The organism is Acidovorax sp. M2(2025) (assembly GCF_049330835.1).
Classification (GTDB): Bacteria; Pseudomonadota; Gammaproteobacteria; order Burkholderiales; family Burkholderiaceae_C; genus Acidovorax.
The window spans coordinates 245480-265804 of sequence record NZ_CP186262.1 but is presented as its reverse complement, the minus strand read 5'-3'; the positions used below and the strand labels follow the sequence as shown (position 1 = coordinate 265804).

Below are 20325 nucleotides of genomic sequence, written 5' to 3'. Positions count from 1 at the left end.
GCAGATCAGCGCTTGCTGGTCTTGCGAATCTCTTTCTCGTCCTGCCACTCGATCGTGCCTTCCTGCACATCAAACAGCTTCAGCGTGAACTTGTAGTACACGTCCTTGGTCGTGTTGTTCTGCTTGACGATGCTGGTCAGCTCGCCCTCCATGCTGTACTTGGCGGCCGTCATCTGGCCGACCTTGGCGGTGGTGCCCTGCTTGTACAGGCCGCTCTGGTTCTGGCGCTGCAGCTCGTCCACGCCAGCCTGCATCTCGTTGATGGAGCGCACGAAGCGCACCTTGCCGGACTTGACCAGCGCGGTCTGGATGGAGTTCATCACGTTGGTGGTGTCGATGTACTCGCTGGTCTTGTTCTTGACGGTGGAAATGGTCACCGTGGGGCGGCCCTGGAAGATGCCGGTTTCGAGCAGGCCGCCGGTCATCTTCTCGGCAATCATCTGCAGGTCGGTGGAGCCGAACTCGTTGGTCACCAGCTCCACGGCCTTGGCGTCGCCGTAGTTGACCTGGCGGTCGAAACGCACGGTGGGCGAGGACAGGTTCTGGCAGGCCGACAGGGCCAGGGTGCTGGCGGCAAAGGCCAGGATGAGCGCAGTGCGCTGGATGGGTTGGGTTGTCATAGTTGGCTCCTCATGCGGTTTCGCGTTCGGTACATCACAACCGTTCGGGCTGAGCCTGTCGAAGCCTTGCGCGGTGCTTCGACAGGCTCAGCATGAACGGATTTTTCTGTTCAGAGAATGGCAGCGCCTCAGCGAGCCTCCACGTTCATTTCAAGGCGCAAATCCACGGCAGCGCTGGTCGGCGCCACGCTCTTCACGGTCTGCTGGCCCAGGCCCAGCACGGTCATCTGCTTCCACGATTCGCCGTCGCCCACCTGGTTGCCCACGTTGTCCAGCCACTTGAAGCGGTAGAACACGGTGCGGTCGGTGCGGCCCATGTTGGCCATGTCGGCCTGCACGACCAGGATGTCGTTCTTGCGCACGATGCGCATCTCGCGCACGGCGATGCTGTTGGCCTCGCCGCGCAGGGCGATCTTGGAGGCCACGGCCAGCGGGGTGGCCGGATCGTGCAGCTGTGCGCTGGCGGTGGTGGCGGCGCCAGCCAGCGCCACGGTGGCGGCCGCGAGGGCCAACAAACGGACTTTCATGCCAGGTTCCTCGAAAAAAGGCGGATCAATGGATACGGCGGTGGATGGATGGCGGACTCAGTTCTTGGCAGCCGGCGCGGTGGACGTGGACTTGACCGTGCCCTTGGGCGCCGAACGCGTGCGGCTGGTGGTGGTGGTCGTCGTCGTGCGCACGGTCGTGGTGGTTTCTGCGGCGGCAGGCTGCGGGGCCGCGGCCACGGCGGGCAGCTGGCCCAGCATGGCCACGTCGCCGGTCAGAACGCTGTTGTCGTACAGGCGCAGGGGCACCAGGGCGTACTGGCCGTCGATCTTGATGGGCTGGGGCAGCTGGCGGCCGTTCACGCTCACCACATGCTCGCCGGGCGGCAGGTAGCCGCGGGCCACATACACGCGGCCGGGCAGCATGCGCCACATGCGGTCGTCGGCCTGTTCGGTGGCCACCGAGGCGGCCGCGCCGATGATGCCGCCGATCAGGCCGCCGCGCTTTTGCAGCTCGTTCTGCAGCACGCCCTTGGCCACGGCGCGGGTGAAGCCGCGCAGCACCATGCCGGGCATTTCGTCCTTGAGCGCGCGGCGCGCCATCACGTTCACGTCCACCACCTTTTCCAGCTTGAGGTCCGTGCCGGCGGCGGAGATCACCGTGAGCGGGGCGTCCTTGGACGGCTCGATCACGGGGTAGGAAATGCTGGCCGTCACCAGGCCGCGGCCGGTGGGCACGGGCACGGTGAACGCTTTGGGCTTGCGGGCCGGTGCGTCGCCCGCCTCCACCAGGAAGAGCACGTCGGTCATGCGCTGGCGGCGCTTCCAGGTGAAGCCCGTGCGCTGGTCCAGGCCGCGCAGGCCTTCTTCGAGCACGGGGGTGTCGGGCTTGAGCTCGATGGCCTTGCGGTAGCCGGGCGCAGCCAGGCCGGGCTCGTTGAGCATTTCGTACAGGAAGCCGGCCAGGTAGTGCGACAGCGCGTTCGAGTAGCCGTTCTTCAGCGCCAGCACCTCGGGGTCGTTGAGCGTCTCCACGGGGTAGCCATTGAGCTCCTTGCCGCCCGAGGTGGCACCCTTGGACTTGGCTTCTTCCTCAGCGGCCAGCGTTTCCTTGGCGCGGAACTCGGCAATGATGGCCTCGCGCTCATGCGTGCGCTTGATGTCCACGCGGGCGTTTTCAAAATCGCCGACGGCCATGCGGTTCAGGGCCAGGCGCGTGGTCAGCCACACCTTTTCATAGTCCTGGCCTTCATAGACCTTCAGGCGCTCGCTGACGATGGCTGCGCCCACGGTGCCCATCAGCTTGGAGGGGTTGGTCTTGGCGGTTTCTTCCCATTCCTTGACCTTGTTGTCGGCCAGCAGGAAGGCGTTGGTGCTGTCGGGGTAGCGGCGGTCCATGCGCAGCAGCTCGCCGCGTTCCAGGTTGTAGAGCAGCGCGGTCTTTTCCTCTTCCGTCTTGGCCGTGCTCTCCAGGCTGGCCAGCGCGGCCGGAATGCCGCCCGAGCGGCCGGCCGACTGCATGTCGGTGGCCAGCTTGTCGTGGCTCTGCATGGTGGCGCAGCCGGTCAGGGCGGCGGTGAGGGCCAGGGCCCACACGAGGCGCGGGCGGAAACGGGGCGGGAAGGCGGTGGTCGTCATCAATGCTCCTTGCAAATCGGTCGGCGGCTTCACGCCAGAACACCCGAACACCGTCCCTGCGCGGACCCGCGCACCCTTGCGGGCGCAGCGCACAGGGCGGCGTACCCGCGGGGTGGGCAGGAACAGGTAAAAGGAATGCCTCGGGCAACGAGGGTGCCGGCAACCGGTGCGCCCCCTCCCGGCGCATGCGCGTGCTGCGTACAGCCCCTCTGGCTGTGAGTTTTTAGGTAGTTTTGTATGGACTTGTAGCCCGGCGCGCAATGTAGCAAATGCTTGTATCTTTTTTGTAACCGCAATGCGGGGCCACGGCCCTTGCGGCCCACAGCTTGCGGCATGTCAATCTCCGGCACCGGTGCGGCGCTCCAGCGGCAGGCGGTACAGCCAGACCACGCGCCCGCCCGGCACGCCGCATTGCGCGCTGGGCACCACGCCGGGCACCGCGAACTCCAGGCTGGCCAGCCAGGCACCGGGCGCCAGTTCCGCCTGCGCCTTGGCCGCTGCGCGCTCCATGCTTTCAGGCCGCTGGAACAGGTAGACCATCTGGAAGGGCCGCCAGTCGGCCGCCCACATGTCGCCCTGCCGCACCTGCGCCCACGGGCAGCGCAGCGCGCACAGCAGCCGCAGCGGCCAGCTCCATTCCACGCCTTCCAGCGCCGCCTGCGGGTAGGCGCTGCGCAGCGCCTTGAGGCCGTCGCCCAGGCCGCAGCCGGCGTCCAGCACCCGCGCACCGTCGGGCAGCGGCGCCTGTGCCGGAAGCGCCTGCAACGCTCCCGGGGGCGTGGGGAACAGCGGCGCATCGCGCCAGGCGTTGAGGGGGTACACGCACAGCAGCAGCGCCAGGGGCACCAGCCAGGCCCAGTGCGGCAGGCTGGCCCCGCCCAGCAGCGCCAGCGAGAGCGGAAACCCGGCCGCAATCAGGCCGCGGCGCCACCAGGTGCCCCCCAGGACGCTGGCGGCCGTGCCCAGCAGGCAGGCCACCACCAGGGCCGCGGCCGGCGGCACGGCGGCCCGCTGCAGGGCCGCGAAGACAAGCCACGCGCTTGCCCACACGGCAAGCGCGGGCAGCGGCCAAGGCATGCGCAGCGACACCCTGCAACCCCCCCTCAGCGGCCAAAAATGCCGCGCAACAGGTTCACCGGGTTGACCACGCTGCCGGGGTCCGCGCCGCCTTCACCCGCAGGCGGCTGGCCTGCGGGCGCCGAGCCGCCGCCCATGCCGCTCGAATACGCCCCGCCGGCCGGTGCGCCCGGCGCTGCCGAGCCCATGCCGCCGCGTGCGCCCTGCGCCATTTCCTCGCCCAGCATCGCCAGGGTGTGCGACTTCACGCGCACGCGCACGGACCACTCGGGCTCCCATGCGGCCTTGGGGTCGGCCGGGCGCGGCGGGTGCACGATGGTGGTCTCGCCGCCATAGGCCATCATGCGCAGCATGGGGGTGGCGTCGCGCCCGCCGCCGGCAAAGATGCCCTGGGGGATCGCGCACTGCGTGGTCTCGGGCGACAGGAGCACGCGCTCCTTGAGCCAGCGGTCGATGGTGGCGGGCGCCAGGTAGTCGAACAGGCCCATGCCGGTGTCGGGCGTCTCGGCGCTGGACCACATCACCAGGTCGTCCCCGTTCTGCGACATGGCATGCAGGTAGTAGGCGCGCGCATTGCGCACGGGCTGCCAATTGGTGCCCATGCTGTCCTGCGGCTTGCCGGTGGTGCGCAGGTCGATGGCGGGCATCAAGTCTTGCGCCGCGCCCAGCGTGAACTTCATGGACGCGGGAATGCCCTCCCCCCGCACCTGGTGCTCGCCCACCACCGAACTGTCCCGCGACAGGTTCACCTGGTTGCGCTCGTTGGGGTACAGCGCATAGGCCGGGCCCACGCGCGGGCCGCGGTCGGGCACGGCCCGGCCCGCGAAGGCCTGGGCGTAGTCCGTGGGCTTGGCGCGTGCCAGGTCGATCACGCGCGGCTGGCCTGCGCGCACGGTGCTGCCGCAGCCCCAGTACAGCAGGATGCGGCCCTTGGGCTGGTGCTGCTGGTACTCCTGAGGTACCTCGCCCGGCTCGGTCTGCGTGGGCTGCGCGCGGGGCGGGATCAGCGGCAGGGATTCACCCATGCGCATGCCGGGCGGAATGGCCTGGCTGGCCTCCACGCCCGGGCGCAGGCTGTTGTGCAAGGCGATGTCGATGACGCGCGGCGGCATGACCGACATGGCGCGGGCATTGCCGTACGCGGTGTTGCCGCTGCCCGCCCGGCCCTGCGCGCCGCCGCCCGTGCCCCCCATGAGGCCGCCGAGCATGCCGCCGCCGCCGGGCAGGCTGTCCATCTCGGGCATGCCCGCCATGGTGCCGGTGGACAGGTCCATCCACAGCTGGACCTTGGGGGCCTTGGTGTTCTGGGCCTGGGCGCCCAGGCTGGCGAGGCACAGGCCCATAGCCAGTAAAGCCAGGCACACGGGGGAAAAGCGCGAAGGGGTCATGGTCTGCTCCAGGAGATGCGTGGATCACCCGGCAAACCAACGTGGGCCGCAGGGCGGCACCGTCGCCGCCCTGGGGTGAGGCCTTGCGGTCAACCCGGGTGTGTTGAACGCAGCGCAGTGTAGGCCCCGCGCCGACGCATTTTGCCCGCCCAAGTTACGGCTGGAAACCGTTTCCGTGCGCTATTTCACGCGGGGTTGCACCGGCGCGGAACCTGCGGCCCGGCGGCCCGGCGGCCCGGCGGCCCGGCGGCCCGGCGGCCCGGCGGCGCGGATGCACGCGGCGCGGTGATGCGTGCCGAGGCCCCCCCCGGCGGCATCAACCGCGCAGCCGGTCGATCAGCCCGTTCAGCGCTTCGAGCGAGCCGAACTGGATGGCCAGCTCGCCCATGTCTTCCACCCGGCCGTTGCGCTTGACGCGCTTTTTCACCCGCACCTCGACCTCGGCCATCAGCAGATCGGACAGCTCTTCTTCCACGCGCTTGAGGTCGCGCGACTTTTCCTTCTTGGGCTTTTGCGGCACCAGGCTGAACTCGGCGCTGAGCTTCTTCACCAGCGCCTCGGCCTCGCGCACCGACAGCTTCTTGGCCGCGATCTGGTTGCCCGCCGTGATCTGCGCCGCGCGGTCCAGCGCCAGCAGGGCCCGCGCGTGGCCCATGTCGATGTCGCCGGCCATGAGCATGGTCTGCACCGGCTCGGCCAGGTTCAGGAGGCGCAGCAGGTTGCTGGCCGCGCTGCGCGAGCGGCCCACGGCCTGCGCGGCCTGCTCGTGCGTGAGGCCAAATTCGCGCACCAGGCGCTGCAGGCCCTGGGCCTCTTCCAGCGGGTTGAGGTCTTCGCGCTGGATGTTCTCGATGAGCGCCATCGCGGCGGCGGACTCGTTGGGCACGTCGCGCACCAGCACCGGCACCTCGGCCAGGCCCGCCAGGCGCGAGGCCCGAAAACGCCGCTCGCCCGCGATGATTTCGTACAACGGCCCTGTTTCGCTGAGGGCGCCCATCGCAGGGGAGGGCCCCTGCGATGCTCGTTCTTGTCGGCGCAGCCGAGCTTGTTCGTCGTCGAGACGACGAACAAGTATCGGCTGCATGATGCCCTGGGCCTTGATGGACTCGGCCAGCTCGTACAGCGCGCCCTCGTCCATGCGCGTGCGCGGCTGGTACACGCCGGGCACCAGTTCGGACAGCGGCAGGGTGCTGGGCAGGCCGGCTTCAGCGGCCTGGGCCTGCTCCACTTTGTCTTCGACCTTGGGGCCCAGCAGGGCTTCCAGGCCGCGGCCGAGGCCCTTGGGTTTCTTGGTGACCATGGTGTTGTCGTTTTCTCTCACGTCAGATGTTGAACTCGGTGCGCAGCCAGGCCCGCCCCTCTTCCCAATCGCCCAGCCCGGATTCGGCATTGATATGCCCGCGCTCGCCGTAGTCAGCAAACCGCGCCCCCCAGGCCTGCGCCAGCCCTTCGGCGCGCTCGAAGCTGCAGTACGGATCATTGCGGCTGCCCACCAGCACGGCCGGGAACGGCAGGGGCTGGCGCGCAATGGGCGCCCAGCCGGGAATCCTCTCGGCCACATCGGGCCGCTCCACGTCGCCCGGCGCCACCAGCAGCGCGCCGCGCACCTTGGCGGCGTGGCGGGTGTGGGCGGCCCACCAGGCGGTGAGGATGCAGCCCAGGCTGTGCGCAGCCAGCACCACGGGGCCGTCGGCGTCGGCCACGGTTTCTTCCAGGCGGGCCGACCAGTCGCCGCGCAGGGGACGCATCCAGTCGTGCTGCTCCACGCGCTGGTCGCCATGCAGCGCCTCCCAGCGGCTTTGCCAGTGGCCGGGGCCGGAGTTCTGCCAGCCGGGCAGCAGCAAGATCTGAACAGGCTTCATGCTATTAAATGGATAGCTGCTTGCGCTTATCCATCAAGCGCTGGAGGCCATTTTGGCCATTGATGCTGCGGCAGCAGGCATGGTCTGCACGCGCTGCACCATCTCGTGCGCAAATTCCACGAACGACTGGCTGCCCTTGGCGCTGGGGTCGAACACCACGCCGGGCAGGCCGTAGCTGGGCGCCTCGGCCAGGCGCACGTTGCGCGGGATCACGGTGTTGAACACCTTGTCGCCAAAGTGGCCCTTGAGCTGGTCGCTCACCTGCTGCTGCAGCGTGATGCGCGGGTCGAACATCACGCGCAGCAGGCCGATGATCTGCAGGTCGGGGTTGAGGTTGGCGTGCACCTGCTTGATGGTGTTGACCAGGTCCGTCAGCCCTTCCAGCGCAAAGTACTCGCACTGCATGGGCACGATCACGCCGTGCGCGCTGCACAGGCCGTTGAGGGTGAGCATGCTGAGGGACGGCGGGCAGTCGATGAGCACGAAGTCGAAGTCGCCATCGGCCTCCGCCAGCGCGGCCTTCAGGCGCTTCTCGCGGTGCTCCAGCGTGACCAGTTCGACCTCGGCCCCCGCCAGCTCGCGGTTGGCGCCCAGCACCCAGTAGCCGCACTTGTCCGACAGCACGGCCGCCTCCTTCACCGAGGCGGATTCGAGCAGCACGTCGTACACCGTGAGGTCCAGGCTGCGCTTGTCCACGCCCGAGCCCATGGTGGCGTTGCCCTGCGGGTCCAGGTCCACCATCAGCACGCGCTGGCCGATCTTGGCCAGGCCCGCGGCGAGGTTGACGGTGGTGGTGGTCTTGCCGACCCCGCCCTTCTGGTTGGCAACGCAAAAGATCTTGGCCATGTGGTTTCAGCGCTCGGTGGGGTTTACTTGGAAAGGGCCAGCTTGATGCCAAAGCCGACCAGGAACACACCGGCCAGCTTCTCCAGCGTGCGGCCGATGCGCGGGTTGGCGCGCATGCGCTCGGCCAGGTGGTGGGTGAGCAGCACCACGGTGAGGCCGTAGGCAAAGGTCAGCACGGCAATGGTGGCGGCCATCACGCCAAAGGTGACGAGACCCTGGTGGCGGGCGGGGTCCACAAACAACGGGAAGAAAGCCATGTAGAAAACGATGGCCTTGGGGTTGAGCAGCGTAATGAGCCCGGCCTGCCGGAAATAGTGCCGCGGCTGGATGTTCAGGATGGGCTGGGCGCCGGGCTTGGCCGTGAGCATCTTGAAACCCAGCCAGGCCAGGTAGGCCGCGCCCAGCCACTGCACGGCGTTGAAGGCTGCCGGGTAAGTGGCCAGCAGTGCCGCCACGCCGGCCACGGCCGCCCACATGAGCACCTGGTCGCCGGCAATCACCCCCATCGTGGCGGCCATCCCGCCGCGCACGCCGCCCTTGCTGGTGGAGGTGATGAGCGCCAGATTTCCGGGGCCTGGAATGGCGAGGAACACCACGATGGCGGCGACGAACGCGCCGTAGTCTGCAATGCCGAACATGAATCCCCCCGGGCAGTGGCGGGCGGCGCTGCACCGCAACGCCCGCCCAAGAAACGAGAGGCCGAGTTTACGCGACCGGTCGCATCCAGACGATGCAGCGCTCGGCCTCCAGACCCGGAACTGCCAGCGGTTCCACGTGAAACATTGTCACCCCGGGCGGCAACGCCGCGATTTCGTCGTCCGGCCGCTTGCCCTTCATGGCCAGCCACACGCCATGGGGCACGGCCAGGGCGCTGCGCGACCAGGCGACAAAATCGGGCAGGGAGGCAAACGCACGGCAGCTGATAACGTCAAACGGCCCCGCCAGCGTCTCTACCCGCGCATGCACACCGTGCAGGTTGGGAAGCCGCAGCGCCACCGCCGCCTGCTGGGTGAAGGCCGCCTTCTTGCCCACGGTGTCCACGCAGCTCACGTCCACCCCCGGGCAGCAGATGGCGAACACCACGCCGGGCAGTCCGCCCCCCGAGCCGACATCCAGCAGCTTGACCGGCGCGCCCCCGCCCTGCCCCACTGAAGCCGCCTGGCGGCGCAGCGGCGCCACGGCCGCCAGGCTGTCGAGCAGGTGGTGGGTCAGCATCTCCTGCGGGTCCCGCACCGCCGTGAGGTTGTAGACCTTGTTCCACTTTTGCAGCAGCGCCAGAAAATCCATCAGCTGGCCCACCTGGGCTTCGCTCAAGTCCAGCTCCAGCGCCCGGGCACCAGCCTCCAGCTGCATTCGCAGCGCGTCGTGGTTGGCGGGTGCACTCATGCCGTTTCGCCCTCGGCCTTCGCAGGCACCGTGGCAAAGTCCTTGAACCCGCCCTTCTTCAAATGCACCATCAGTAGCGAGATCGATGCCGGCGTGATGCCCGTGATGCGCGAGGCATGGCCCAGCGTCTCGGGCCGGTGGCGGTTGAGCACCTGCCGCGCCTCGATGCTGAGGGCCGTGACCTGCATGTAGTCCAGGTCGGGCGGCAGGCGCAGCTTCTCGAAGTGCGCGGCGCGCTCCACCTCGCCCTTTTGGCGGTCGATGTAGCCCGCGTACTTGGCGGCGATCTCCACCTGCTCCAGCACCGGCTCGCTCAGCTCGCCCAGGGTTTCACGTGAAACATCCGCCGATGCGTACTTGCCGCCGTCCAACGACATCAGGCTGGCATAGCTCACGTCCGGCCGGCGCAGCAGTTCGAACAGGTTGTATTCGTGCTCAATGCTCTTGCCCAGCACCCGCTCGGATTCGGCGGCCGGCAGGTTGCGCGGATTCACCCAGGTGGCCTTGAGGCGTTCTGTTTCACGTGAAACAGCGTCGCGCTTGCGACTGAACGCATCCCAGCGCGCGTCATCCACCAGGCCCATCTGGCGCCCCACTTCGGTCAGGCGCATGTCCGCGTTGTCCTCGCGCAGCTGCAGGCGGAACTCGGCCCGGCTGGTGAACATGCGGTACGGCTCGGTCACGCCCTTGGTGATCAGGTCGTCCACCAGCACGCCCAGGTAGGCCTCGTCCCGGCCGGGCAGCCAGGGCGCATCGCCCCGGCACTGCAGCGCGGCGTTAATGCCGGCGAACAAGCCCTGGGCTGCCGCCTCTTCATAGCCCGTAGTGCCGTTAATCTGCCCGGCAAAAAACAGCCCCTGGATCTGGCGCGTCTCGAAGCTGCTCTTGAGCGAGCGCGGGTCGAAGTAGTCGTATTCGATGGCGTAGCCGGGGCGCAGGATGTGCGCGTTCTCCAGCCCGGGCATGCTGCGCACCAGCGCGTACTGGATGTCGAACGGCAGGCTGGTGCTGATGCCGTTGGGGTAGTACTCGTGCGTGGTCAGCCCTTCGGGCTCCAGGAAGATCTGGTGGCTGTCCTTGTCGGCAAAGCGGTTGATCTTGTCCTCCACGCTGGGGCAGTAGCGCGGGCCCACGCCTTCGATCTTGCCGGTGAACATGGGGCTGCGGTCAAAGCCGCTGCGGATGATCTCGTGCGTGCGCTCATTGGTGTGGGTGATCCAGCACGGCACCTGCCGGGGGTGCATCTGCGCATTGCCCATGAAGCTGAACACGGGCACCGTGCCCTCGTTCACGCCGCCGGGCATGCCGTCGCCGGGTTGTTCGGTGCACTTCGAAAAGTCGATGCTTCGCCCGTCAATGCGCGGGGGCGTGCCGGTCTTGAGGCGCCCTTGAGGCAGCTTCAGCTCCTTGAGGCGTGCCGACAGCGACACGGCGGGAGGGTCCCCTGCCCGGCCGGCCGCGTAGTTGTTCAGGCCCACATGGATCTTGCCATCCAGGAAGGTGCCCGCCGTGAGCACCACCGTGCGCGAGCGGAAGCGGATGCCCACCTGCGTCACAGCACCCACCACCCGGTCGCCTTCCACCATCAGGTCGTCCACCGCCTGCTGGAAGAGCCACAGGTTGGGCTGGTTCTCCAGCATGCGGCGGATGGCGGCCTTGTACAGAATGCGGTCCGCCTGCGCCCGCGTGGCACGCACAGCCGGGCCCTTGGAGCTGTTGAGAATGCGGAACTGAATGCCGCCCTCGTCCGTTGCCAGCGCCATGGCGCCGCCCAGCGCATCCACCTCTTTCACCAGGTGGCCCTTGCCGATGCCGCCAATGCTGGGGTTGCAGCTCATCTGCCCCAGCGTCTCGATGTTGTGGGTCAGCAGCAAGGTCTTGCTGCCCATGCGCGCGGCGGCCAGCGCGGCCTCGGTGCCTGCATGGCCACCGCCGACAACGATCACATCAAATTCCTGGGGGTACAACATGGGGAAAGCGCTCCGGGGCCCTCGTGGCCCGTTGGTGAAAAGCCCGCCTGCCGCGGGCAACCCGTAATTTTCCCACTTTGCACGGCCTGCGTGCTTTTGCCATGACGGCAGCCCCGTTGTTCCACGTGAAACAGGCTTGCAGGATTCCTGCCGTGCAACCGTGGTCCAATCGCTGCACCATGCCCAACACCTCCCCTGACTCCGCTCCCTCTCTCCTCGTTTTTGCAGGCAGCACCCGCCAGCAGTCCTTCAACCGCAAGCTGGCCCACGCCACGGCCGCCATCGCCCGCGATGCCGGCGCCACCGTCACGCTGCTGGAGCTGTCGGAGTTCGACATTCCCCTGTACAACGCCGACCTGGAAGCCCAGGGCACGCCGGCCGATGTGATCCGCCTCAAGGAAATCCTGTGGCGGCACCCGGCCTGGGTGATCTGCTCGCCCGAGTACAACGGCAGCTACACCGCCCTGCTCAAGAACACCATCGACTGGGCCTCCAGCCCCGTCAAAGGCCACCCGGACTGGGAAGATGGCGGGAAGTCGTTCCGCGGCAAGGTGGTCGGCATGCTCAGCGCATCCCCCGGCGCGCTGGGCGGCCTGCGGTCGCAAAGCCATCTGGCGCCCCTGCTGATCAACGCGGAATGCTGGCTCGCGCCCAAGGCGTTTGCACTCGGCCTGGCCGGCAGCGCCTTCGACGAGAGCGGCGCCCTGGTGCACCAAGCCCACCGCGACCGCGTGCTTGCCGTGGTGGACCAAGTGCTCTGGGCCAGCCAGCGGCTGGCACCTCCCGCCGCATAGCCTGGCATTTTTGCCCTGCAGCAGGGCCGCCGCCTTGGCCATAAATTTGTTGCGCGCAAAAAAGTCCTCGTTAGCATGGTTTCGCGCGGCCGGAGGGGCCACGTTCTCTACAAAGCCAACCACAACACCATGCAACGGAAATTCGGGATCGCGCTCCTCGCGGCGCTGGGGGGCGCGTCGCACGCCCTCGCGGAGACGGGTTCTCTCACCATCAACACCAGTTTCGGCAGTGTCTCGGCGGTGCTCGCGTCCGGGGCCATGGCAGTGCCGGCCGCGTCCTGGTACACCTTGCTGGCGGCCGCCCTTTTCATCCTGCTGGCCACGCGCAAGGGCTTGCTGCGGCTTCGCAGCACCACGCCGCTGGCGACGGCCGTGCTCATCGCCACCACGGTGGCGGCCATCCATTGGTACGGCGACGCACAGGCGGTGGGGGCGCTCAACCTGACGCCCCCCACCCTCTTTGCCGGCAGCGGCGCCCAGCAGACGCTGCAACTGGACAACCAGACGGGCCAGCCCATCAAACTCCAGGACATCCGCACCCAAGGCCGCTTCACGCAAACCAACAGCTGCGGCGGCATCCTGGGCAGCAACGCCCACTGCTCTATCACCGTGGCCTACCAGCCCGGCATTTGCCAGACCTGCGACAGCAGTGCCTGCATCAACGGCATCTGCCAGGGCCCCACCTGCTCGGACCAGCAGCGCAACGGCACCGAAACCGATGTGGACTGCGGCGGCACCTGTGGCGCGTGCGGGGACGGCAAAACCTGCTCCGTGAACACCGACTGCCAAAGCAACGTCTGCGGCGCCGGGGGCGTCTGCCAGCCGGCCGCGTGCACCGACCAGGTCAAGAATGGGAGCGAAACCGACACGGACTGCGGCGGCACCTGCGGAGCTTGCGGGGACGGCAAAACCTGCTCCGTAGGCGGCGACTGCCAAAGCAACGTCTGCGGCGCCGGGGGCATCTGCCAGCCGGCCGCGTGCACCGACGGCGTCCAGAACGGCAGCGAAAGCGCCACCGACTGCGGCGGCACCTGCGGCGCATGCGGGGACGGCAAAACCTGCTCTGTGGGCGCCGACTGCCAGAGCCATGTCTGCGGCGTGCTGGGCTTCTGCCAGGCGGCGGCGTGCAATGACGGCATCCAGAACGGCAGCGAGACCGACACGGACTGCGGCGGCATCTGCGGGGCCTGTAGCACAGGCCAAACGTGCAACGTCTCGGCCGACTGCGTGAGCGGTACCTGCAACAACGGCATCTGCCAGTAGTCCAGCGCAGAGTGCCGCCGCCAACCCCGGCGGTGGCGGCACCTGCCACAGCGCACAATACGGCCGGCCCGCTCCCACCAGCTTCCCTTCCCCTCGCCCTTTTCTTTACACCGCCATGCCTTCCCTCTTTCTCCGCAACACCGCGCGGGCCTGCGCACTGGCCTGCTCGCTGGCCACTGTCGGCCTGGCCGGCACCGCGCACGCCGAACCCCTGTCCCGCGAACAAGGTGCGGCCATCCTCCAGGAACTGCGCGCCATCCGACAACTGTTGGAACAACAACAGCAGCAGGCCCCCAAGGCGGCCGCCGCCGCACCCGCTGCGCCAGTGGCGGTGCCCACCACCGTCCGGGTGGATTTGTCGCAGGAAGGCCATACGCTGGGCGCGGCCACGGCGCCCCTTACGCTGGTGATGTTCACCGACCACGAATGCCCGTTCTGCAAGCGCTTTCTGCAGGAGTCCCTGTCCCGCCTGCGGCAGGACTACATCGACCCGGGCAAGCTCCGCCTCATCCTGCGCGACCTTCCGCTGGACATCCACCCCAACGCCCAGCGGGCGGCCGAGGTAGCCCGCTGCGCTGGCGAACAGGGCAAGCACTGGCCGCTGCTGGAGGCCTTCGGGTCCGTGTCCGAACCGTTGGCACCTCCGGTCATGGCGCGCCTGGTGCAGGCGGCCGGGCTGGACAGCAGCCGCATCGACGCTTGCGTAGCCGAAGGCCGCTACACGGCCAAGATCAAGGCCTCGGCGGCCGAGGCCCGGCGGCTGGGATTCAACGGCACCCCCACGTTCGTGCTGGGCGCCACGGCGCCCGGGACGCTGGAAGGGGAAAAAATGGTGGGCGTGCAGCCCTATGAATCGCTCAAGCGCCGGCTCGATGAGCAGCTAGCCAAGGCACGGCCCAAATCCTGATGCCCAGCACCGGGGCACCCCGCGCCGCGCCTGCCTGCCGACCGGCATGTGGCGCCTGCTGTACCGCCCCCTCCATCAGCTCGCCCATCCCCGGCATGCCGCAGGGCAAGCCGGCGGGGGTGCGCTGCATCCAGCTGGGGGACGATGCGCGCTGCCGCATCTTCGGCCAGCCCGAGCGCCCGGCCGTGTGCGCGGGGCTCATGCCGTCGGTGGAGATGTGCGGGCCGGGCACCGCGCACGCAATGCACTACCTGGCGCGGCTGGAACGCCTGACGCAGCCCGGCTGACCACCGCCAGCGCGGGCTGAGGCCTGGCGGAACGCCGCCCGGCACGGGGCCCTTTATGGCAAATGTGCCTCCGGCGCGACCGTGCTGCGGGGCGCAACGCGCACACGGTGCCCGCCCTTGCGGCGCATCTGCCCCACCCATTCGTACTGCAGCGCCTCCTGCGAGGAAGCGGTGCATTGGAGCTCGTGCACCAGCACCCCCAGCACGACGCTGAGCTCCAGCAACGCGAAACCCCGGCCGCCGCAGACGCGCGGCCCCCAGATGAAACTGGAATGGGTGCCGCTGCCGGCACCGATGCCCTCGCGCATCGCGGCATCGATATCCGGCACCCACGGATCGGTGCGCGCCAGGCCCTTGTGGTTCACCCCCACCAGGGACACGATGACCACGTCCCCGGGCTGCGCCGCCATGTCCGAGAGCTGATCCGCCGCGTTGGCCACGCGGGTCACGAAGGGCAACGGCGGATACAGCCGCAGCAGTTCGGCGATGAAGTACTTCAGCTCCGGGCACGAGGCCAGGGCTTCGGCCAGCGCCGGACCCTGCGGGTGCGCGGCATACACCGCATCCACCGAGCGCTGCAGCCGCGCCTGGACCTCCGGATACTGGGCCAGCAGGTGCAACGCCCAGCCCACGGAATAGGCGGCCGTGTCCGTCCCGGCGCCAAACAGCATGACCAGCTCTTTTTCAAACTGGAAATCTGCGCCTTCCACCAGTTCGGCGTCCAGCAGCTTCTTCAGCAGCGGCCCCGGCTGGGGCAGCCCGCGCAGGGATTGCAGCGCGGCAAACGTCTCTTTTCTCAGCGCCAGGATTTCGCGCAGGTGCTCGCGCGGGTATCCGCCCCGCTCCTTGCCGGGCGCCTTGAACGCAAAGGCCGAAGCCAGTTCGATCAGCCGCGACGCGTTGCCGTGCGGCATGGGCACGTCCTTGAGCGCCACCTCCAGAAACATATGCGTGAAGATGGACAGCATGCCCTCGTGGATCACGCCCTCGTCGAGCACCGCGCGCCCGCTGGAGGCCGCCAGATGCCGGGCAATGTTCTGGGCGTGCTGCAGGCTCACCACGCAGCCACGGGCGTGGTCGTATTTGCTGAAGAAGGGCTGGGAGAGGTCCCAGCGAAACTTCCACGCCTCGCCCTCCTCCGTGAGGCGCGAGTTGCCGGCCACCTGCACAAACCAGTGCAGGTTCTTGGGGTAGTTGGCCAGGTTGCGGCGCATGATGCGGTCCGCATCGGCCCAGTCCTGGACCACCAGCACCCGACGCCCGTCGGACTCGATCACGGAATTGCGCCCCGGCGCGCTGCGCGCCTGCTCGTACAGATAGGTGCAGCAATCGGATGCGGTGTTCATGTGCTTCATCGGAACTCCTAAGGCGCTTTCGGTGGGGCGGAAGCGCCGCCCTGGCGCAGCTCGGCCAGCGGCCGCGCGCCGAAATCCGGGCTTTCCAGCAGGTCAAGCGCCTTGCAGGCCGCCTGCGCGGCGGGCATCAGGCGCTTGGACGCGTGCAGAAAGCGAAACCGTGCAGCGTCGGGAAACTGCGCTTCGGCGGTGTCGCGCATCTGCTGCTGCATGCCGGTGTCCACCACGCCCGGCGCCAGGGCGCACACCCTCGCGCCCCCCGGCTTGCGGGCCTCCTCCAGGGCCAGGCAGAGGGTGAACTGGTCCACCCCCGCCTTCGCGGCGCTGTACAGCGCCATGGAGGCCATGGGCGCACGCGCCAGGCCGGACGATATGTTGAGGACCTTGCGCGGCACCTGCCACGCCCCGGTACTGCGCAAGAACTGCGCCGTCAGCTGCAGGGGCGTGTGCAGGTTCACCCGCAGCACGTCGTCGATGTCGTCCGCGGCGCTCTCGGACAAGGGGGCAATCGTGGCGGGCAGCAGGGCGGCGTTGTTGACCAGGCACACCTCGCGCCATTGCGCGGGCTGCCCGGCGAGCCACTGGGCCAGCCGGCGCGCCACCGCCGCCCCGTCGCGCAGGTCCACCGGCCATTGCTCCAGCACCGCGCCGTGCGCAACGGCCCGCGCCTGCAGGGTCGCGCTGGCCTGCCGGGACAACGCCAGCACCTGGGCGCCCGGCTGCTCCAGCAGCAGAGCGGCCAGCGCCTCGCCAAATCCCCGGGAGGTGCCGGTAACGATGTACAGCGCGGGCAGGCCCATCAGTCCAGAAGCTTCGCCAGATCGCCCACCGTCTTCACGTGCATCAGATCCATCGGATCGATCGTGCGGCCGGTTTCTGATTCGATCGAGACCAGAATCATTTCAAACGTCAGGCTGTCGATGTTCTTCAATTGCGCGATCTCGTCCTCCGGGCGGATGGACTCCGCGGGGATCAGCAGGCTCTCGGCAATCAGCCGTTGTAGTGTGTCGAAGTGGGTCATGGTTTCCTTGTCCTTCATCATCAGCTGGGATAAATGGGTCGGTGCGCGATGCGGCCGCTGAGAAAACCGGCGCGGGTCGGGCCGCGGGCCTTCTTTCCGGACGATGTCCGCTCGATGGTCCCGTTGGCCACCACGCAAGGCTGCACGGCCGCGCCACAGGCCGCCACCAGCGCGGCCACCAGGTGGGCGTGGTGCTCCGCGCCCTGCACGCGGGCTGCAGCCTTCTCGTGCACCAGCAGCACCAGTTGCGCCTCGGGGCCGTCCCTCTGCAGCAGCATCAGGTCATCGGCGTCGGCCCCCAGGACTTCGGCCGCCACCCGCTCCAGGTCCAGGGGCCAGAGGTTTCTGCCCCGCACGATGACCAGATCCGCGCCGCGCCCCACGACGAACCATTCGCCGTCGGCGGCCACAAAGCCCAGGTCACCGGTCTCGATGCCCCGCGACCGGTCCACCGCCTCCAGGCGGCCCTGCGCCAGCAGGCCCGACATTTGCGCCTCGCCCTGCACCACGATGCCTCCCACCCGCAGCGGGGGCAGCGGCTGGCCCTGCGCGTCCACCACGGTCACGGTCCAGCCCGGCAGCGCCTTGCCGCAGCTCACCAGCGCACGCGCTGCGGGCTGGGCCGCGTCCACCTCCTGCACCCCGCCGTCATCGCCGATGGCAAAGTGCCGCTGCAGCCGGTCGAACGGCGCGTCGCACATCGTCACGGCCAAGGTCGCTTCCGCCAGCCCATAGCTGGGCTTGAACGCGTTCACGTCAAATCCCTGGGGCGCCAGGGCGCGGCCAAATTCCTCCAGTTGGGCTGCGTGCACCTGGTCACCGCCCACGCCCGCGATGCGCAGCGCGTGCAGCCGGGGCGCGGGCCCTTGCGGCGGCAACCGCCGGGCCGCCAACGCATAGGCAAAGCCGGGCGCATAGGTGATGGTGCTGCCCTGCCGCTCCATGAGGGCCAGCCACACGTGGGGGCGGCGCACAAACGAAGACGGCGCCAGGTAATCCACGCTCACCTGCCCGCAGATGGGCGCCAGCAGCAGGCCCACCAGGCCCATGTCGTGGTAATACGGAAGCCACGAGCATGCCCGGTCCTGCGACGTCAGGCGCAGGCCATGGCGCAGGATGTCATCCACATTGGCCATCAACGCCCGGTGCGCAATGGCAATGCCCTTGGGCTGGGCCGTGGAGCCCGAGGAAAACTGCACATACGCCACGTCCGCGGGCGCGGGCGCGCCACCGGCCTGCCAGGCCGCTTCGCAGGGGGCCTCGTCGCCGCCCAGGTGGGCCGTCGCTTCATAGTCCAGCCCGGCCTGGCCGGACATCCCCGTCTGCAGCGAAGCCAGCAATTGCCGGGGGCCGATCAGCAGCTCGATACCAGCCGCGGCCTGCATGTTAGCCAGGGCCTGCTGGTAGCGGCTGGCCCCCTGCAGCGACGCCGGCAAAGGCAGCGGGCAGGGAATCCACCCCAGCAGCTGGCAGGCACAGAAATGCACGATGAAGTCCGGCCCCGTCTGTGCCAGCAGCCCCACCCGCGTGCCCCGCTGCGCGGCCATGCCGCGGCGCAGCCAGAGCGCCACCGCGCAGGCGCGGCGCCACAGGTCGCCATAGCCCATGCGCGCGGTCAGCTGCCCCTGGCCGTCGAAATAGCTGAACCCCTGGTCCGGAAACGCCGTGGCCGCATACCGCAAGGCCTGCGGCAGCGACGAAAAGCCCCCCATGCGCCGCTCAGCGGGCGCTGCCCTGTCAGCCATGGTGGTGCGGCGTCTTCTTGGGGCGCAGGGCCTCGTCCTTGAAGCAGGCCACGGCCAGAATGTCGAGCCGCTTGCCGTCCCGGCCCATGCACTCCTGGCGCAGCATCCCTTCGCTCACGAAATGGTCGTTGTCCATCAGCGCAAACAGCACGCGGCGGTTGTTGGCCAGAATGCGGCCAGAGATCTTGTCAATGGCGGCCTTGGCGAACATTTCGTCGAACAAGGGGCCGGCCGTCTCCCACAAAATGGCGCGCCCCAGCCCGGACCGCGGCTCCATCCCCAGCGTCAGCGTGGCCAGCCGGTGGGCCTGGTTGACGCTGAAGTTGTAGAACCCCCGCAGCTGGCCGCCCTCCTTGGCGAAGGCGCCGATCAGGAAATTGTCCAGGTTGTTGAAGCTCGCGGCAAAGGCCCGCAGCCCGTCCACCGAGAAATGCAGCGCCGGCAGATTCAGCCCCAGCAGCATCAGGGGGTCGTCGAACCAGGCCGCAAACTCCGGCGTCACGTCGGCCGCCGTGATGCTGCGCAGCACGTAGTGGGCGGTTTCCACCCGCACCCACACGCCCTGGGATGCGGGGGGGCCGGGCGGCCGCAGGGAAAAGGTGAAACCGCTCATCGTCGTGCTGTCCAGGTCAGAAGGTTGGCGGCGGCTCGGCGGCGCTCCGCGCGCGCAGGCATTGCACGCCGGGACACAAGGCACAGGAAGCCGCGGCAATGGCTATGCATGGTGCAACGCGGGCTCCGCGCCAGTCGGGCCTTGTTGTTGCTGCTGCTGCTCCATGCGATGGTGCAGGGCCACCAACTGTTGCCAGTTGTAGGTGAGCGACCAGTGGTGCACGGCCACCAGCGCCGCCCAGCCGTTGCGCACCCATTGCGCCAGCGTCGCTTCCGGGAGCTTGTGAAACGCCTCAACATCGACCGTGCGGAACCCGCCGAGCTCATAGAACCGGCCGGGTGCGAGTTCGATCCGCGCGTGCCGGTCCACCAGCAACCGCTCGCGGTGGAGCGCGGCCATGAACTGCGCCGTGGCGAACTCATCCTGCAGGCACTGCAGGCAGAACTGCACGATCTCATTCAGCGCCGCATTGGGCTGCCCGCGGAAGTCAAACAACGGCCGCGCATCACCGTCGTCCTGCAACGGCACCACAGCCCCCGCCTGCGGGTCGAACCACAGGTTGGCTTGCTGGGACTGCTGGTCCACCTGCGCCCAGAACGGGTACCGGCGCAGGTAGCCTGGCACGTACACGCCGGGCTCCCACGCGCCCTGCGTGTCCACAAACAGATTGCGCCCCTCCACCACCGCGGTAATCGCCACGGGAATGCTGCCCGGGCCTTCGGGCCCGAACACGATCGGATAGTACCTGCTGGCCCACGGAAACTCGCTCACCCCCAACGGCACGGCGTTGGCCTGGGCCGCCGCCAGGAAATTCCGGCCCGTGCGCACGCCGTAGCCCAGATAGCGCTGCGGGTCCAACGGCTGCAGCTCCCGGTAAAACATGGGCAGCGGGGGCGGCGTTGAAGCCTGGGGAGACGGAGTTTGCATACGCTGTTCGCAAGTAGAAGAAGAAATGCCCGGATCAAAAAGGTCGCCGCCAGGGCTGACCGCGCGGCCATCGCCGCAGGGCCTGTCCGCGCCGAGAGGCCGGCGCAGCAGCAGCCGCCAGCCGGCGCCGGTCAACCCGTC

21 protein-coding genes are annotated in these 20325 nt (G+C 68.6%); 4 read left to right on the top strand and 17 right to left on the bottom strand.

The window, feature by feature from the left end:
* Positions 1-5: 5 nt before the first annotated feature.
* From lpoB to mnmG, 11 genes are all read right to left on the bottom strand, one after another.
* Positions 6-620: a penicillin-binding protein activator LpoB gene (gene lpoB / locus ACOYR3_RS01190; RefSeq protein ID WP_422844711.1), complete on the bottom strand. Its 615-nt coding sequence runs from the start codon at positions 618-620 to the stop codon at positions 6-8.
* Positions 621-748: 128 nt separating this feature from the next.
* Positions 749-1147, bottom strand: a complete 399-nt coding sequence (locus tag ACOYR3_RS01185; protein WP_422844710.1) for a YcfL family protein — start codon at positions 1145-1147, stop codon at positions 749-751.
* Between the two features lie 57 nt (positions 1148-1204).
* The gene (locus tag ACOYR3_RS01180) at positions 1205-2743 is read right to left on the bottom strand and encodes a COG3014 family protein (RefSeq protein WP_422844709.1); all 1539 of its coding nucleotides are present in this window, start codon (positions 2741-2743) and stop codon (positions 1205-1207) included.
* 336 nt (positions 2744-3079) lie between these two features.
* On the bottom strand, positions 3080-3820 hold the full coding sequence (locus ACOYR3_RS01175) for a class I SAM-dependent methyltransferase (protein ID WP_422844708.1): 741 nt from the start codon (positions 3818-3820) through the stop codon (positions 3080-3082).
* 26 nt (positions 3821-3846) lie between these two features.
* Complete coding sequence (locus tag ACOYR3_RS01170) at positions 3847-5208, bottom strand: hypothetical protein (protein ID WP_422844707.1); 1362 nt, start codon at positions 5206-5208, stop codon at positions 3847-3849.
* A 316-nt stretch (positions 5209-5524) separates the two neighbouring features.
* Positions 5525-6508, bottom strand: a complete 984-nt coding sequence (locus ACOYR3_RS01165) for a ParB/RepB/Spo0J family partition protein (RefSeq protein ID WP_422844706.1) — start codon at positions 6506-6508, stop codon at positions 5525-5527.
* Positions 6509-6530: 22 nt separating this feature from the next.
* Positions 6531-7070 carry an RBBP9/YdeN family alpha/beta hydrolase gene (locus tag ACOYR3_RS01160; protein WP_422844705.1) on the bottom strand — a complete coding sequence of 180 codons (540 nt, stop codon included), beginning with the start codon at positions 7068-7070 and terminating at the stop codon, positions 6531-6533.
* A 33-nt stretch (positions 7071-7103) separates the two neighbouring features.
* On the bottom strand, positions 7104-7916 hold the full coding sequence (locus tag ACOYR3_RS01155) for a ParA family protein (RefSeq protein ID WP_422844704.1): 813 nt from the start codon (positions 7914-7916) through the stop codon (positions 7104-7106).
* A 23-nt stretch (positions 7917-7939) separates the two neighbouring features.
* A complete protein-coding gene (locus ACOYR3_RS01150) occupies positions 7940-8554 on the bottom strand; it encodes a LysE family transporter (RefSeq protein WP_422844703.1) in 615 nt (204 codons plus the stop codon).
* A 67-nt stretch (positions 8555-8621) separates the two neighbouring features.
* Positions 8622-9302: a 16S rRNA (guanine(527)-N(7))-methyltransferase RsmG gene (rsmG, locus tag ACOYR3_RS01145; RefSeq protein ID WP_422844702.1), complete on the bottom strand. Its 681-nt coding sequence runs from the start codon at positions 9300-9302 to the stop codon at positions 8622-8624.
* Positions 9299-11272 carry a tRNA uridine-5-carboxymethylaminomethyl(34) synthesis enzyme MnmG gene (gene mnmG / locus ACOYR3_RS01140; protein WP_422844701.1) on the bottom strand — a complete coding sequence of 658 codons (1974 nt, stop codon included), beginning with the start codon at positions 11270-11272 and terminating at the stop codon, positions 9299-9301. Before mnmG ends, rsmG begins: the two co-directional genes overlap by 4 nt.
* A 179-nt stretch (positions 11273-11451) precedes the next feature.
* On the opposite strand from mnmG, the gene ACOYR3_RS01135 reads away from it, so the two are divergent.
* The 4 genes from ACOYR3_RS01135 to ACOYR3_RS01120 all read left to right on the top strand — a co-directional run bounded on the left by ACOYR3_RS01135 (position 11452) and on the right by ACOYR3_RS01120 (position 14523).
* Positions 11452-12066 carry an NADPH-dependent FMN reductase gene (locus ACOYR3_RS01135; RefSeq protein WP_422844700.1) on the top strand — a complete coding sequence of 205 codons (615 nt, stop codon included), beginning with the start codon at positions 11452-11454 and terminating at the stop codon, positions 12064-12066.
* A gap of 129 nt (positions 12067-12195) precedes the next feature.
* A complete protein-coding gene (locus tag ACOYR3_RS01130) occupies positions 12196-13329 on the top strand; it encodes a hypothetical protein (protein ID WP_422844699.1) in 1134 nt (377 codons plus the stop codon).
* Between the two features lie 115 nt (positions 13330-13444).
* Positions 13445-14236, top strand: a complete 792-nt coding sequence (locus ACOYR3_RS01125; RefSeq protein WP_422844698.1) for a DsbA family protein — start codon at positions 13445-13447, stop codon at positions 14234-14236.
* Positions 14236-14523 carry a YkgJ family cysteine cluster protein gene (locus ACOYR3_RS01120; RefSeq protein WP_422844697.1) on the top strand — a complete coding sequence of 96 codons (288 nt, stop codon included), beginning with the start codon at positions 14236-14238 and terminating at the stop codon, positions 14521-14523. The genes ACOYR3_RS01125 and ACOYR3_RS01120 overlap by 1 nt, the downstream gene beginning before the upstream one ends.
* 53 nt (positions 14524-14576) lie before the next feature.
* Here ACOYR3_RS01120 and ACOYR3_RS01115 read toward each other — a convergent pair whose 3' ends face one another.
* The 6 genes from ACOYR3_RS01115 to ACOYR3_RS01090 form a co-directional block, all read right to left on the bottom strand.
* Positions 14577-15869 carry a cytochrome P450 gene (locus ACOYR3_RS01115; RefSeq protein WP_422844696.1) on the bottom strand — a complete coding sequence of 431 codons (1293 nt, stop codon included), beginning with the start codon at positions 15867-15869 and terminating at the stop codon, positions 14577-14579.
* A 17-nt stretch (positions 15870-15886) separates the two neighbouring features.
* Positions 15887-16678: an SDR family NAD(P)-dependent oxidoreductase gene (locus tag ACOYR3_RS01110; RefSeq protein ID WP_422844695.1), complete on the bottom strand. Its 792-nt coding sequence runs from the start codon at positions 16676-16678 to the stop codon at positions 15887-15889.
* Positions 16678-16899 carry an acyl carrier protein gene (locus ACOYR3_RS01105; protein ID WP_422844694.1) on the bottom strand — a complete coding sequence of 74 codons (222 nt, stop codon included), beginning with the start codon at positions 16897-16899 and terminating at the stop codon, positions 16678-16680. The genes ACOYR3_RS01110 and ACOYR3_RS01105 overlap by 1 nt, the downstream gene beginning before the upstream one ends.
* Before the next feature lie 20 nt (positions 16900-16919).
* Entirely contained in the window at positions 16920-18644 is a 1725-nt protein-coding gene (locus tag ACOYR3_RS01100) for an AMP-binding protein (protein ID WP_422844693.1), read from the bottom strand.
* Positions 18637-19257 (bottom strand): hypothetical protein, encoded by a 621-nt coding sequence (locus ACOYR3_RS01095; protein ID WP_422844692.1) that lies wholly within the window; start codon positions 19255-19257, stop codon positions 18637-18639. Before ACOYR3_RS01095 ends, ACOYR3_RS01100 begins: the two co-directional genes overlap by 8 nt.
* A gap of 102 nt (positions 19258-19359) precedes the next feature.
* A complete protein-coding gene (locus tag ACOYR3_RS01090) occupies positions 19360-20139 on the bottom strand; it encodes a SapC family protein (protein ID WP_422844691.1) in 780 nt (259 codons plus the stop codon).
* Between the last annotated feature and the right edge of the window lie 186 nt (positions 20140-20325).